The 13,766-nt window shown below is 63.3% G+C and carries 12 protein-coding genes; 4 read left to right on the top strand and 8 right to left on the bottom strand.

Translation table 11 applies throughout. The features are described from left to right. Positions 1–181: 181 nt before the first annotated feature. From nudB to ubiE, 8 genes are all read right to left on the bottom strand, one after another. Positions 182–652, bottom strand: coding sequence for a dihydroneopterin triphosphate diphosphatase (gene nudB, locus AC56LW_RS16495; RefSeq protein ID WP_499636091.1), 471 nt, complete (start codon positions 650–652; stop codon positions 182–184). A gap of 47 nt (positions 653–699) precedes the next feature. Continuing rightward, entirely contained in the window at positions 700–2,502 is a 1,803-nt protein-coding gene (gene aspS, locus AC56LW_RS16490) for an aspartate--tRNA ligase (RefSeq protein ID WP_332530601.1), read from the bottom strand. 67 nt (positions 2,503–2,569) lie between these two features. Next, positions 2,570–3,196, bottom strand: coding sequence for a DUF502 domain-containing protein (locus AC56LW_RS16485; RefSeq protein ID WP_183554081.1), 627 nt, complete (start codon positions 3,194–3,196; stop codon positions 2,570–2,572). 47 nt (positions 3,197–3,243) lie between these two features. Continuing rightward, the gene (locus AC56LW_RS16480) at positions 3,244–3,603 is read right to left on the bottom strand and encodes an FmdB family zinc ribbon protein (RefSeq protein WP_499636087.1); all 360 of its coding nucleotides are present in this window, start codon (positions 3,601–3,603) and stop codon (positions 3,244–3,246) included. A gap of 333 nt (positions 3,604–3,936) precedes the next feature. Beyond that, the gene (gene ubiB / locus AC56LW_RS16475; protein ID WP_332530603.1) at positions 3,937–5,493 is read right to left on the bottom strand and encodes a ubiquinone biosynthesis regulatory protein kinase UbiB; all 1,557 of its coding nucleotides are present in this window, start codon (positions 5,491–5,493) and stop codon (positions 3,937–3,939) included. Next, entirely contained in the window at positions 5,490–6,179 is a 690-nt protein-coding gene (locus tag AC56LW_RS16470; protein WP_499636083.1) for a ubiquinone biosynthesis accessory factor UbiJ, read from the bottom strand. Before AC56LW_RS16470 ends, ubiB begins: the two co-directional genes overlap by 4 nt. Before the next feature lie 131 nt (positions 6,180–6,310). Further along, positions 6,311–7,303, bottom strand: coding sequence for a Tim44 domain-containing protein (locus AC56LW_RS16465; RefSeq protein ID WP_499636080.1), 993 nt, complete (start codon positions 7,301–7,303; stop codon positions 6,311–6,313). Between the two features lie 33 nt (positions 7,304–7,336). Further along, positions 7,337–8,071, bottom strand: a complete 735-nt coding sequence (gene ubiE, locus AC56LW_RS16460) for a bifunctional demethylmenaquinone methyltransferase/2-methoxy-6-polyprenyl-1,4-benzoquinol methylase UbiE (protein ID WP_183554091.1) — start codon at positions 8,069–8,071, stop codon at positions 7,337–7,339. A gap of 491 nt (positions 8,072–8,562) precedes the next feature. Here ubiE and AC56LW_RS16455 point away from each other — a divergent pair, with 491 nt between their 5' ends. The 4 genes from AC56LW_RS16455 (at position 8,563) to AC56LW_RS16440 (ending at position 13,759) form a co-directional block, all read left to right on the top strand. After that, positions 8,563–9,897, top strand: coding sequence for a sigma-54 dependent transcriptional regulator (locus tag AC56LW_RS16455; protein WP_499636077.1), 1,335 nt, complete (start codon positions 8,563–8,565; stop codon positions 9,895–9,897). A 376-nt stretch (positions 9,898–10,273) separates the two neighbouring features. Beyond that, a complete protein-coding gene (locus tag AC56LW_RS16450) occupies positions 10,274–12,571 on the top strand; it encodes a hypothetical protein (RefSeq protein ID WP_499636075.1) in 2,298 nt (765 codons plus the stop codon). A gap of 100 nt (positions 12,572–12,671) precedes the next feature. Further along, positions 12,672–13,073 carry a hypothetical protein gene (locus tag AC56LW_RS16445; RefSeq protein WP_499636072.1) on the top strand — a complete coding sequence of 134 codons (402 nt, stop codon included), beginning with the start codon at positions 12,672–12,674 and terminating at the stop codon, positions 13,071–13,073. Between the two features lie 2 nt (positions 13,074–13,075). After that, positions 13,076–13,759: a C39 family peptidase gene (locus tag AC56LW_RS16440; RefSeq protein ID WP_332530609.1), complete on the top strand. Its 684-nt coding sequence runs from the start codon at positions 13,076–13,078 to the stop codon at positions 13,757–13,759. Positions 13,760–13,766 lie beyond the last annotated feature (7 nt).

The following is a 13,766-nucleotide window of genomic DNA, read 5'->3' as shown; positions in this document are numbered from 1 at the left end:
AGTGTCTCGAAATGTATCTTCATAGGAGAACTCCTACTTTTTCGTGCGTATGTGAGCGCCAGCGAACAGAGCCAAATTAAAAAAAGCACTTACGTACTTTTGCTGTAAAACGTCATTTTATTGCTTCGTATGAGCGATATTCAATGATGATTTACTGCAAATATGCTTCTTTTAAGAAGTTTTATTTGCTTTGAGGATCAGAGGCGAGCTGGCGTGGCAGTTGCAGGATGGCTTCGGCATTCGAGGCCGAAAAGCATCGATCAGCTGCTTCCAGGTAAGGCAGCCAGGCGTGGGCAATGTGCTCGCGTGGACTGAGGATGATGGGGATGTCGCGCGGCACGCAGACAGAAAACACATGCTCGGTGTTCTGCATAACGCCGGGGGCGTAGCGGTGGCGCCAGAGAGGATAGATCTCGTAGATATTGGCTAACTGCCAGTCACACAGGGCGATCTGCTTCCCGTCGGCCCGGATGCCGGTTTCTTCGAACAGTTCGCGCGCTGCCGTTTCCAGCAGCGGCTCGTCGAGCCGGTCGAGCGAGCCGGTAACCGATTGCCAGAAGCCCGGCTGACCGGCGCGCTCGATCACCAGCACGTCCAGGTCAGACGTGTGGATGACGACCAGCACCGATTCAGGGATCTTGTAGGCTTCCATGACAGGAAGAGCGGGGTTGGCAGCCAGGCCACCTCCCCCGCCCGCCATTACGCGACCTTTGGCTCGTTACGCAGGCGGATGTGCAGCTCTTTCAATTGCTTCTCGTCGACTTCGGACGGTGCATTGGTCAGCAAGCACTGCGCGCGCTGCGTTTTCGGGAACGCGATCACGTCGCGGATCGACTCGGAGCCGGTCATCAGCGTGATCAGGCGATCCAGGCCGAAGGCCAGGCCACCGTGCGGTGGCGCGCCGTATTGCAGCGCATCCAGCAGGAAGCCAAACTTGAGCTGGGCTTCTTCGGCGTCGATCTTCAGCGCGCGGAACACCTTGCTCTGGACTTCTTCGCGGTGGATACGGATCGAACCGCCGCCCAGCTCCCAGCCGTTCAGGACCATGTCGTAGGCCTTGGCGATGCAGGCGCCCGGATTGGTCTCGAGCATGTCTTCGTGGCCGTCTTTCGGGGCCGTGAACGGGTGGTGGGTCGCGGTCCAGCGATCGCCGTCTTCGTCGTACTCGAACATCGGGAAATCGATGACCCACAGCGGCGACCAGACGTCGTCGAACAGGCCGGCTTTCTTGCCGAATTCCGAGTGACCGATCTTCACGCGCAGCGCGCCCAGGGCATCGTTGACGACCTTGGCCTTGTCGGCGCCGAAGAAGATCAAGTCGCCGTCCTGTGCGCCCGTCAGTTCCAGCACCTGCGCCAATACTTCGTCGGACAGGTTCTTGACGATTGGCGACTGCAGGCCGTCACGGCCCTTGGCTTTCTCGTTGACCTTGATATAGGCCAGGCCACGGGCGCCGTAGATCGCGACGAACTGGGTGTACGCGTCGATTTCCGAACGTGGCATCGAGCCGCCCTGCGGCACGCGCATGCCGACCACGCGGCCATTTGGCAGGTTGGCGGCGCTGTTGAACACCTTGAACTCGACCGTCTTCATCAGCTCGGTCAGTTCGGTGAATTCGAGCTTGACGCGCATGTCCGGCTTGTCCGAACCGTACATCGCCATCGCGGTGGCGAAGTCCATCACCGGGAACGGGTTCGGCAGTTCGATGCCGGTCGTGTTCTTGAACACGACGCGCATCATTTCTTCGAACATGTCGCGGATCTCTTGTTCGGTCAGGAACGAGGTTTCGCAGTCGATCTGGGTGAATTCAGGCTGGCGGTCAGCGCGCAGGTCTTCGTCGCGGAAGCACTTGGTGATCTGGTAGTAGCGATCGAAGTTGGCGACCATCAGCAGCTGCTTGAACAGCTGCGGCGACTGCGGCAGCGCGAAGAAGTTGCCCGCGTTGACACGCGACGGCACCAGGTAGTCGCGCGCGCCTTCCGGGGTCGACTTGGTCAGCATCGGGGTTTCGATGTCGATGAAGCCCAGGTTGTCGAGGTACTTGCGCACTTCCATCGACACCTTGTAGCGCAGCTTCAGGTTGTGCTGCATCTGGCCGCGGCGCAGGTCGAGCACGCGGTGCGTCAGGCGGGTGGTTTCCGACAGGTTGTCGTCGTCCAGCTGGAACGGCACCGGCACCGAGGCGTTGAGCACTTCGACTTCGGTCGCGGTGACTTCGATCTTGCCCGAGGCCAGGTTGGCGTTGACGGTACCGGCCAGACGGTTGGTCACGGTGCCGACGATGCGCAGGCAATACTCATTACGCACGTGCTCGGCTGCCTTGAAGACGGCGGCGTTGTCCGGATGGCAGACCACCTGCACCAGGCCTTCGCGGTCGCGCAGGTCGATGAAGATCACCCCGCCGTGGTCGCGGCGGCGATGCACCCAGCCGCACAGGCTGACGGTTTGGCCCAGCAGTTCCTCGGTGACGAGGCCGCAGTAATTGGTACGCATGGTGGACATAGTTTTCGTTCCAGGTTGATTGATTTGTCGGCGCCGCCATCGCAGGCGGCCCAGATTCTGTGATGCGTTATTTGACTGCCGCAGGATTGGCGGCGCCGAGCGGCACGTGGCTCGGTGCGACCACGCCCATCGAGACGATGTACTTGAGCGCCGCGTCGACGGTCATGTCGAGTTCTTTCACGCGGCTGCGTTCCATCATCAGGAAAAAGCCCGAGGTGGGGTTTGGCGTCGTGGGCACGTACACGCTCACGAAGTCGCCCACCAGGTGGTTGGTCACGTCGCCGCCCGGCACGCCGGTCAGAAACGCGATCGTATACGAGTCGGCGTGCGGATACGGGATCAGCACCGCCTGGCGGAAGGCATTGCCGGACGACGAGAACAGCGTGTCGGACACCTGCTTGACGCTGCCGTACAGCGAGCTGACCACCGGCACGCGCTTGAGCAGGCGCTCACCCACGCGCACGATGTACTTGCCGACCAGGTTGTTGGTCAGCAGGCCCGTGACGAACACGATCGCCAGCGTCAGCACCGCGCCGATGCCCGGCACGTCCATGCCGATGAACTGGCGCGGCTGCCAGGCGGCCGGCACGAACATCAGCGACTGGTCGAGCGTGCTGATGATCAGGCTCAGGACCCAGGCGGTGATTGCCAGGGGCACCAGCACCAGCAGGCCGGTGATGAAATATTTACGCATCGGATATCCCGTTATTCTTGTTGGCGCGGCGCAGGGACGCGCCGGGCTCAGGTGCTGCTCTTGTCGCCGCCACCGCTGGTGCTGCCACCGCTGTTGCCACCGCTGCTGCCCGTGGCAGGTGCGGCAGGCGCTGGCGTGGCCGGTGCAGCTGCGGCAGCCGGCGCGGCCGCTGCGCCTGCGTCGCCCGTGCCCGTGCCCGCGGCCGTACCGGTGGCAGGCGGCGTGCCGCCACGGAAATCGGTCACGTACCAGCCCGAGCCCTTGAGCTGGAAACCGGCCGCAGTCACCTGCTTCTTGAACGATGGCTTGGCGCAGGACGGGCAAACGGTCAGGACCGGATCCGATATCTTTTGCAGTACATCTTTGGAAAAACCGCATTCTTCGCAGCGATAGGCATAAATCGGCATTCTGGTGCTCCGCAAAAATCTTCAAAACCCTGAATTATAAAGCTTTTGCCGCAGCATTTACGGCATTGCGGCGGCCCGGGTACACGACAGCGCCGCATTCGGCAAATGGCAGCAGCGTCGTGTTGTTTTTCACCACGTCAACAGGCGAACTGTTTGCTCGTGCTCAGCATCGGTGATTTAATACGGCTTCTTTACCGGATGTTGGTCGCAGGAAAGCTCTGCCACTGCGAGAACACAAGAAACAGAAGGCTGCGAGATGTTCGTATCAGCGCAGCCCATAAAAGAACACAGCTTATCAAGCCCGCTCACGCGGGCTTTTTTCTTGGGCGCGCGTCAGAGGAAGTACAGCGCCGCCAGCGCGGTGCAGGCGCCCGTCGCGAGCAAGGTCAGGAACGTCAGCATGCGATTGGTGCGGCGCTGTTCCACCACCAGCATCGCCATCATCTCGCTGTTGGCGATGTGCGGATGGTGGCCTTTCGACTCGCGCTCCAGCGCCTGGTGCACGAGGCGCGGCAGTTGCGGGAAGATCTGGGCATAGCGCGGCGCTTCGGCCTTCAGGCGCTCGACCAGCCCCTGCCAGCCCACCTGCTCGGCCATCCAGCGCTCCAGGTACGGCTTGGCCGTCTTCCACAAGTCCAGGTCCGGGTCAAGCTGGCGGCCCAGGCCTTCGATGTTGAGCAGCGTCTTTTGCAGCAGCACCAGTTGTGGCTGCACTTCGACATTGAAGCGGCGCGAGGTCTGGAACAGGCGCAGCAGGATCTGGCCGAACGAGATGTCTTTCAGGGGCCGGTCGAAGATCGGTTCGCAGCAGGCACGCACGGCCGCTTCGAGTTCGTCCACGCGCGTGCTCGGCGGCGCCCAGCCCGATTCGATGTGGGCTTCGGCCACGCGCTTGTAGTCACGCTGGAAGAAGGCCAGGAAGTTCTGCGACAGGTAATCCTTGTCGAAGTCGGTCAGCGTGCCGACGATGCCGAAGTCGAGCGCGATGTAACGGCCCAGCGTTTCGGGCGCGGTCGAGACCAGGATATTCCCGGGGTGCATGTCGGCGTGGAAGAAACCGTCACGGAATACCTGCGTGAAGAAAATCTCCACGCCATCGCGCGACAGCTTCTTGAGGTCGACGCCGGCGGCGGCCAGGCGATCGATCTGCGACACCGGCAAGCCGTGCATGCGCTCCATGACGATCACGCTGCTAGAGCAATAGTCCCAGTACATCTCAGGCACCATCAGCAGCGTCGAATCGGCAAAGTTGCGGCGCAGCTGGCTGGCGTTGGCGGCCTCGCGCATCAGGTCGAGCTCGTCGTGCAGGTATTTGTCGAATTCGGCGACGACTTCGCGCGGCTTCAGGCGCCGCGCCTCGCTCCAGACCTTTTCGATCAGGTTCGCAGCCATGCGCATCAGCGCCATGTCCTCGTCGATCAGCTTCTTCATGCCCGGACGCAGCACCTTGACGGCGACTTCCTTGCCGTTCTTGAGCGTGGCGAAGTGCACCTGGGCGATCGACGCCGAGGCGATCGGCTCGCGCTCGAAGTGGGCGAACAGCTGGTCGGGATGGGTGCCGAGCGAACGCGTGATCTGCGCCACCGCCAGGTCGGAGCCGAATGGTGGCACCCGATCCTGCAGCATGGCCAGTTCATCGGCGATATCGGGCGGCACCAGGTCGCGCCGGGTCGAGAGCACCTGGCCGAATTTCACGAAGATCGGGCCCAGTTCTTCGAGCGCCTGGCGCAGCCGCACGGCGCGCGGCGACGTGATCGTGCGCCAGAAGAAGAACGTGTTCATCAGGCGCGCGGTGCGCGGAGCGTTGATGCTGGTGACGGCGATTTCGTCCAGGCCGTACTTGGTAAAGACGGTGAGAATGCGCAGCAGGCGCAGGAATTTCAATATCATCGACGATCCGGATTCTGGTCTGCGCTTACAGCAAAGGTGGAAGAAGGTTTGGCGGCGCTGCGCTGGGCCAGCGCCTGCTCGAGCCGCGCGATGCGCTTGGCGCTGCGCTCGACGTCGTCGCGCAGGCGCACGACATCGGCGGCAAAGGCGTCGCGCTGGACCGGCCGCACCAGCACTGGCCGCTCGTCAGCCAGGAATTCAGCGAGGTTCTCGGCCAGGCGGCGCCCTGCTTCGCCCAGGCCACTGACGGTGCGGCGCGCGCCCTGATGCAGGCGGTAGGCGGCGACCGGCCCGACCACGCGCTCGAGGTCGTATTCGGCATCCCAGCGCAGGCCGTTGGCCAGTTGCGAAATCACGTTGGCAAATTCGGCATCGCCCTCGATCTTCACGTACGACAGCGCGCGCGTGCGGTCTTGCGCGATCAGCGGCAGGTCGGCCGGCTTGATGCGGATGGTGACGTTGGCTGGCGCTGCATCCTGGCTGGCCTCGAACAGGCCGTCAGGCGCCACCAGTACGCGCAGCTGGGCCACGCCGGCATCGATGCATGCCTGCTTGCCGACATGGCGCGCGAGCGCGGCCCGGGCCCAGGCTTCCTGGGCCAGCAGGTGATTGATCGCGGCAACGGCAGGCACGCTCAGCGCATGCTGGGGTGACAAGGTCGACAGGGATGGAAGATTCGGAAACATGGCGGGACTACCCTCAAAAAACAAAACCGCCCGGAGTGATTCGGGCGGTTTTGATCTTACCAGTTCGCCGGGCATGCACCCGGTGTTACGGAATCGGCAAACAAAATAATTCCGGTTCGCCTGCGGCGTACTTAGTTCGGCTGCTGAATGCCAGCCAGCACCCAGCCACCCGCGCCCGACAGCGGCTTGGACATGTTCCAGACCTCGACGAACGGCTCTGGCAATGCGTCTTTCGCGCTGCGGATCATGGCGTTGAACTGCACGCTCGCCAGGTAATCGGTGGCCGTCTGCTCGATGCCCAGCAACTGCGCATCGACATTGACGACGTCGGTGAAGTCAGCGACCGCGCCGCGTTCCTGGATCTGCAGCTTGAGTTCAGCGAAGACTTCGGGCGACGTGAATTCGCGCAGATCGTTGGCATCGCCACGATCCCAGGCTGCCTGCATGCGGATGAACGACGACTTTGCGTGACGCAGGAAGCTCTCGCTGTCGAAGTCGGCCGGCACGCCCCATTGCTGGTGCGCTGCCGGGGTAGCGGCATTGCCGAAATTCGCTGCATTCAGGCCGCCGCGGTCCTTTTCCAGCGCAACGCCGCCCTGGAATGCGGTGGGCTGTGGACGCAGGCCCGAACCGATTTCAGGTGTGCCAACGCCACCGGCCGCTTGCGGCTTGAAGCCGCCGCTGAAACCGGCTGCGGATGGATTGGCCGGCGTGTCCTTGCGGCGGAACATGCGCACCAGGAACAGGATGACGAGGCCGAACAGCGCGAACATCAGGATACCCGCGATGATGCTGGCCATGGCGCCGCCAATTCCCAGGTGCGACAGCAGCATGCCAAGGCCAAGGCCCAGCAGCGCGCCGCCAAGGATGTTGCGCATCATGCTTGGTTTCTTGGCGGCAGCTGCCGCGCCCGCGGCGCCAGCGCCGGCCGCAGCTGGCGCGGCCTGGTTCGGGGTCTGGCGCTGCATGTTCTGGGCGGGCGCCGGCGCCGGGGCCGGCATCTGGCGCACGGCCTGCGACTGGCGGCCGACCGAGCGCTTGCCACCCATCGGGCGTGCGTAGGCCTCGGCCACCATCGAGAATGCGGTGACTGCGAGGAGCGTCGTGACCAGGAATTTTTTCATTGTCTCCGTCCTTTATTGGAACATCAGTTAAAACTACAGCTTGATACCGGTGTGCAAAGCGGCCACACCCGCCGTCAGGTTGAAATACTGGACCCGCTCCAGTCCTGCGTCTTCCAGCATGCCCTTCAGGGTGTCCTGATCGGGGTGCATGCGGATCGATTCGGCCAGGTAGCGATAGCTTTCGGCATCGCCGGCAATCCGCTGGCCCAGCCACGGCAGTACCGAGAACGAATACACGTCATACGGCTTTTGCAGTGGCGCGATCACTTTCGAGAACTCAAGCACCAGCAATTTACCGCCCGGCTTGAGCACGCGGCGCATCTCGGCCAGGGCCTGATCCTTGTGCGTCATATTGCGCAGGCCGAAGGCGACGCTGACCCGATCAAAGTAATTGTCCGGGAACGGCAACTTTTCGGCATTACACAACATGGTTGGGGTGACAAGTCCTTTATTCAAGAGACGGTCACGGCCAACGCGCAGCATCGACTCGTTGATGTCGGTGAGCCAGACTTCGCCTGTCTTGCCGGCCTGCTTTGCGAAGGCCTTGGCCAGGTCGCCCGTGCCGCCGGCGATATCGAGCACCTTGAAGCCGGGCCGCACGCCCGCCTGCGCGATCGTGAACAGCTTCCAGGCGCGGTGCAGGCCGGCCGACATCAGATCGTTCATGACATCGTACTTCGCGGCGACCGAGTGGAAGACCTTGGCGACTTCCTGGACCTTCTGGTCCTCGGCGACGGTCTTGTAGCCGAAGTGGGTGGTGTTTGTCATAGTGGCATGCAGGTTGGGGGTTGCCACATTATACAAGGACCCGGCAGGAGGGCCGCGCTGCTGAGCTGGCTGTCACCAATGGGTTCCACGGGGGCGCTCGCAAGGCCGATTACGTGCCTTGTGTCCGGTTGGATTCAACTTTTTACGCTTGTTGGTTACCCACAACGCATCTGCCCGATAGCGTGCAATTAGGCCAGAATCATCGCACGTGCCTCTTTTCCAAGCCGCTCAGCGCGACTAAGATCATTAGCAACAAACAAACTCTATTTTCAAATAGTTATGCGAAAAATCAAACGTTTGATTCAATATTGCATTTCTCATTAGATTTTTATCAACAGTTGTGCGCCATGCTTGCGACAATTTTGGTTTAATTAACACGATGTTTCAGCCGGCAAGTGCCGGTCGTTGCGCCCATCGACGTTGCATGGTCCCATGGTGTGCCGGGATGCATCACAGCGTAGCGGGTGCCAACCAGTCTGATGAGGATACCGGTGCCTGTAAAACGTCTTATCTGCATTACGCGTGAAGGCAGTGCGCACGCCCGCGCCTGCCATGGCGCTCTGCCCGGCTGGGATGTCTGCGTGGTCGAGCATCTGACCGCAGCGCGCAAGGTCTTGTCCCAGCAACACTACGGCGTGGGGCTGCTGCTCGACAGCAGCGACGGCGCAGACGATGCCGAGCTCGAACGTTTCCTGCATCAGCACCACCATATGCGCTGGGTTGGCCTCTTCGAAGCGCACCGCCTCGTCCAGCCGGCCCTGCGCGAACTGATTGCGGCGCATCTGGTCGACTTTCATACGCTGCCCGTCGACACGCTGCGGCTGCAGCACTCGCTGGGCCACGCCCACGGCATGGCGAGCATGGCTGCGCGGCCGGCGCCGCACGAGGGCGCACTGCGCGTAAGCCACATCGATGGCACCTCGGCCGCAATCGCCCGCCTGCGCTCGCACATCGACAAGATCGCCGCCGTCGATGCGCCGGTCCTGATCTGCGGTGAAAGCGGCAGCGGCAAGGAGCTGGCTGCACAGGAAATTCACCTGCGTTCTCCACGCGCCACCGGCCCGTTCATTGCCATCAATTGCGCAGCCATGGCGCCGGCGCTGATTCACTCGGAACTGTTCGGCCATGAACGGGGCGCCTTCACCGGCGCCATGCGTGACAAGCAGGGCCTGCTCGAAGCAGCATCGGGCGGCAGCATTTTCCTCGACGAGATCGGCGACCTGCCACTGGACCTGCAGGCAAGCTTGCTGCGTTTCCTGCAAGAGCGCGTGATCTACCGGGTCGGCGGCACGCGCACCGTCGCGGTCGATGCACGCGTGATCACCGCCACCCACGTCGACCTGCCCCAGGCCGTGGCCGAAGGCCGCTTCCGTGAAGACTTGTACTACCGCCTCAGCGTGTTCCCGATCCGCGTTCCGGCGCTGCGGGAACGCAAGGAAGACTTGCCGCTGCTGACCGATCTCATCTTCAACAAGTTTGCCAGTGAACGCAGCCCGCAACTCAAGGGCGTGAGCCGCGAAGCCTTGCAGGCCATGACGCGCTACGACTGGCCCGGCAATGTCCGCGAGCTGATCAACCGCGTGCGCCGCGCCATGGTATTGGCCGAGCATCGCCTCGTGATGCCGGAAGACCTCGATTTGCCGGGCGTCGGCCCCATCTGCCCGAACGGCGTCGGCCTGGGCACATCGCGCCTGAGCGCCGAACGCGTGGCCATTGGCGAAAGCCTCGCCCGCAGCGGCAATAACATCAGCCGGGCGGCGCGCGAACTGGGTGTATCGCGCATGACGCTGTATCGCCTGATGGCCAAGCACGAGATTTCGGTGTAGGCCGCATGCTTTGCCCCGCGTCGGCCCCGTCCTACCGCGTTTCTCCTTGAATTCACAGGGTTTTTATGCAGCGTGCTTGCCAAGAGGCAGCACGTTGATGTGCCCCGTTCACTCTGTAAACCGGGTCTGGCGGTTGCAAATTGATACAGTTTCTTGATCAATTCTGCAACAGTGTCACATGATCGAGACACTTGTCGATTCGGCTATTGGTGTACTTCATCGTTCTGCGATCGGGCTTGCGAGCTCATCAAATTAGTCCTACAAAATCAAAGACTTGCTCAAGCGGTCTGTGCTGGCACAAGACCTGCTAATACCGAAGTGGACCGGGCGTCACGAGACCTCGGGATACTTAAACCGTGATATTAGGGGAGCAATAATGAAGCGCACTATCCTGGCAACCGCGATCGCCCTGGCTTTCAGCATGGCCCACGCCCAAGAGAACACCGTGAACGACGTCCGTGGCGGCAATACCCAAACGTCGGCGATCACCAATACGACCAACACGGACAGCAGCACGCTGACGGACTCCAGCAACAGCAATAACACTGCGACGACCAACACCACCAATACCGACAACAGCCAGGCGAACAGCAACAACGTTGCGACCAACACCAACACCAATACCAACAATAGCCAGACCGACAGCAACAATGTCGCGACCAATACCAACAACAGCCAGGCCGACAGCAACAACACGGCAACCAACACCAATACCAACACGAACACCAGCACAAACACCAACAACAGCCAGAACGACAGCAACAATACGGCCACCAGTAACAGCACGAACACGAATACCAATACGGCCACCAACACCAACACGCAGACCGACAACAGCCAGCGCACCAACACGAACACGAACACCAACACTACCACCAACACGAGCACCGCCAACAACCAGGTGGACAACTCGGACAACCGCGTCACGAACAACACAACGAACAACAGCAACAGCCAGACCAGCAATCAGTCCGACACGCGCAACATGCAGATCGACAGCAACGACACGACAACCACCACCTCCACGACCACCAGCAACAGCGACAGCAGCCAGGACAGCTCGGGCCAGAACAACAGCTCGGGTGACGCCAGTGCCGAAGTGGCCGGCGCCGCAGCAGCCAACAACGGCGGCAGCGCCAGCTCGTCGGTGGCGAACTCGTTCAACACCTCGTCGGCAACCTCGACCAGCGCGCTGACCGGCAATGTCAGCGGCAACACCATCAGCAACATCGGCAACACTGCACAGAACACGGGCGGTGCCAACGGCGCATCCGGTTCGGGCGCCGCAGGCGGCGTGGGCAATGGCGGTGGTGCCAACGGCACCGGCGCAGCCGGCGGCGCAGCCTCGGGCGCAGCAGGCGCGTCAGGTGGCGCAGGCGGCTACGCTGCTGCTGGTACGGCCTCGACGGGCTCATCGAGCGTCGGTAATGCTGCCGGCGGCGCCGGCGGCTCGACGGGCGCTGCAGGCGCCACAGGCGGCGCCGGTGCATCCGGCGCGATGGGTGGCTACGCTGCCGGCGGCAACGGCGCTGCAGGCGGCGCCGGCACAGGCGGCGCGGGTGCAATGGGCGGCGGGGCCAATGGCGGCTCGGGCGCAGAAGGCGGTGCAGCCACCGGCGGCGCAGGCGGCTCGACCGGCTCGCTGGCTGGCGGCAATGGCGGTGGCACCGGCGCTGCCACGGGTGGCGCAGGCGGCGCGGGTGGCAATACCGGTTCGGCATGGGGCGGCGCAGGCGGTGCAGGCGGCTCGGGCGGCGCAGGCGGCATGGGTGGCACCTCGGCCGGTTCGAGCCTGACGGCCTCGAACGGCGCCAGCGGCGGCGGCGCCAGCATCGGCGACGCCATGGCAACGACGGGTGCCGGCGGCACACCGGGCAGCGATCCGGCAGCAGCCGGCGGCGCCAGCGGCGCATCGACCAATACCGGTGGCACCAGCACGGCCGGCAGCCCAACCAGCGGCGCCAGCACCAATGGCGCAGGCGACTCGATGGCGGGTGCAGGCGGTGCCGGTTCAGCCGGCGGCGCGGGCGGCTCGGGTGCCGCATCGTCCAATACCTCGGGTAGCGGCGCAGCAGGTGGCGCTTCGACCGGCGGCACCGGCGGCGCCGGCGCGGCACTGGCCGGCACGGGCGGCGCAGGCGCCACCGGCACGGCAGGCGCCGGCGGCTCGGGCGCAGCAGGCACGGCTGGCATGGGCGGCAACGGTGCGACCGGCACCGGTGGCGCTGGTGGCGCGGGCCAGGGCGGCACGGCGGGCGCAGGCGGCATGGGCGGTTCGGGCGCAGAAGCGACCGCCTCGACCGGCGCCAGCGGTGCGGGCGGCGCGGCCACGGGCGGTTCGGCCACGGGCGGCTCGGCCACTTCGGGTGACGCAAACTCGGGCGCTGGCGGCAGCGGCGGCGCTGGTGGTGCAACCACGTCCGGCGCAGGCGGTTCGGGCGGCGAAATGACGGCTGGTGCAGGTACCGGCGGCTTCGGCGGCGCCGGCATGGGCGGCAATGGCGGCACCAACAACGTCAGCTCGGGCTCGTTCGACATGTCGAACTCGATGAACAACATCGCCCAGTCGGCAGCCGGCATCTCGATCATCAGCCAGAACAACGGCTTCTCCTCGCTGATCCAGCAAAGCGTCAACGTGCAGTCGAACATGAACGTCGGCGGCGCAGGCCAGTAATCAGGCAATGGGTGCAGGACACGCAGCAGTCACGCTGCGCGCCCTGCACTCCCGCCATGCGGCGCTTTGCCCGCATGGCGGTCCTTTCGAGCGAGGCATCATGAAACAACTACACCAGATTGGATTTCTCTTGCTGACGGCAGGCGCTGCTCTGCCAGCGGCAGCACAGATCACCGAGCCGGCCAGATTGCCGGTGGTAGTGAGCTTTTTGTCGACAGTGAACGTGGCGCCGCCCCCTGGCGACGATCTCGCGAGCGGTTGGGGCAAGACCACCGACGCCGCTGTCCTGGGCGACCTGCGCGGCGGCACCGACATCATCACCACCGAAGCGACGCTGGGCGGCACGGTCGGCAACAACACGGCCACCAACGTGACCACCGGCATGAACGTGATCAGCGGCGGTTCGTTCGCCAATTCCTCGGGCTTGCCAGTCGTGATCCAGAATTCCGGCGCGAACGTCCTGATCCAGAACGCGACCGTCATCAACCTGCAATTGCAATGAGCATGACACCAGGCTCTCACTTGATGCTGTTCATCGCACTGTGCGGCGCCCTGCTTGCGCCGAACAGTGCGAAGGCGCTGGACCTGGCCGGCGTCGGGCGTGTCAACGTGCCGGTGACCAGTCTCAAGGACATCAAATTCCAGCGCACGCTGCGCCAGCAATATGACTACAGCTGCGGCGCCGCCGCGCTGGCCACCTTGCTGTCACACCACTACCAGACGCCCACGCCCGAACAGGACGTGTTCCAGCAGATGTACGCCAGCGGCGACAAGACCAAGATTCACAAAGAAGGTTTTTCGCTGCTCGACATGCAGCGCTTTCTCGCCACGCGCGGCTTTCGTGCCGACGGCTTCAAGCTGCCCATTGAAAAACTGATCGCCGAAAAACTGCCGGCCATCGTCCTGATCACCGACCGCGGCTTCAACCATTTCGTGGTCATCAAGGGCGCCGAAGACGGCCGCATCCTGATTGGCGACCCGTCCACCGGCAACCGCGTCGTGAGCATGGAACGGTTCCAGGAAATCTGGCGCAACAAGATCCTGTTCGTGATCCATAGCCACAAGGATCAGGTTGCCTTCAATACACCGGAAGACTGGCGCGGCGCGCCGCGTGCGCCGTTGGGCACCGGCATGCATCAGGACCAGCTCAGCGCGACCCTGCCCAAGTTCGGGCCGGGCGATTTTTAACAGGGAC

This window comes from Telluria sp. LT2P80, assembly GCF_059685955.1.
The sequence above is the reverse complement of the archived record's forward strand: the minus strand, read 5'-3'. Positions and strand labels throughout refer to the sequence as shown.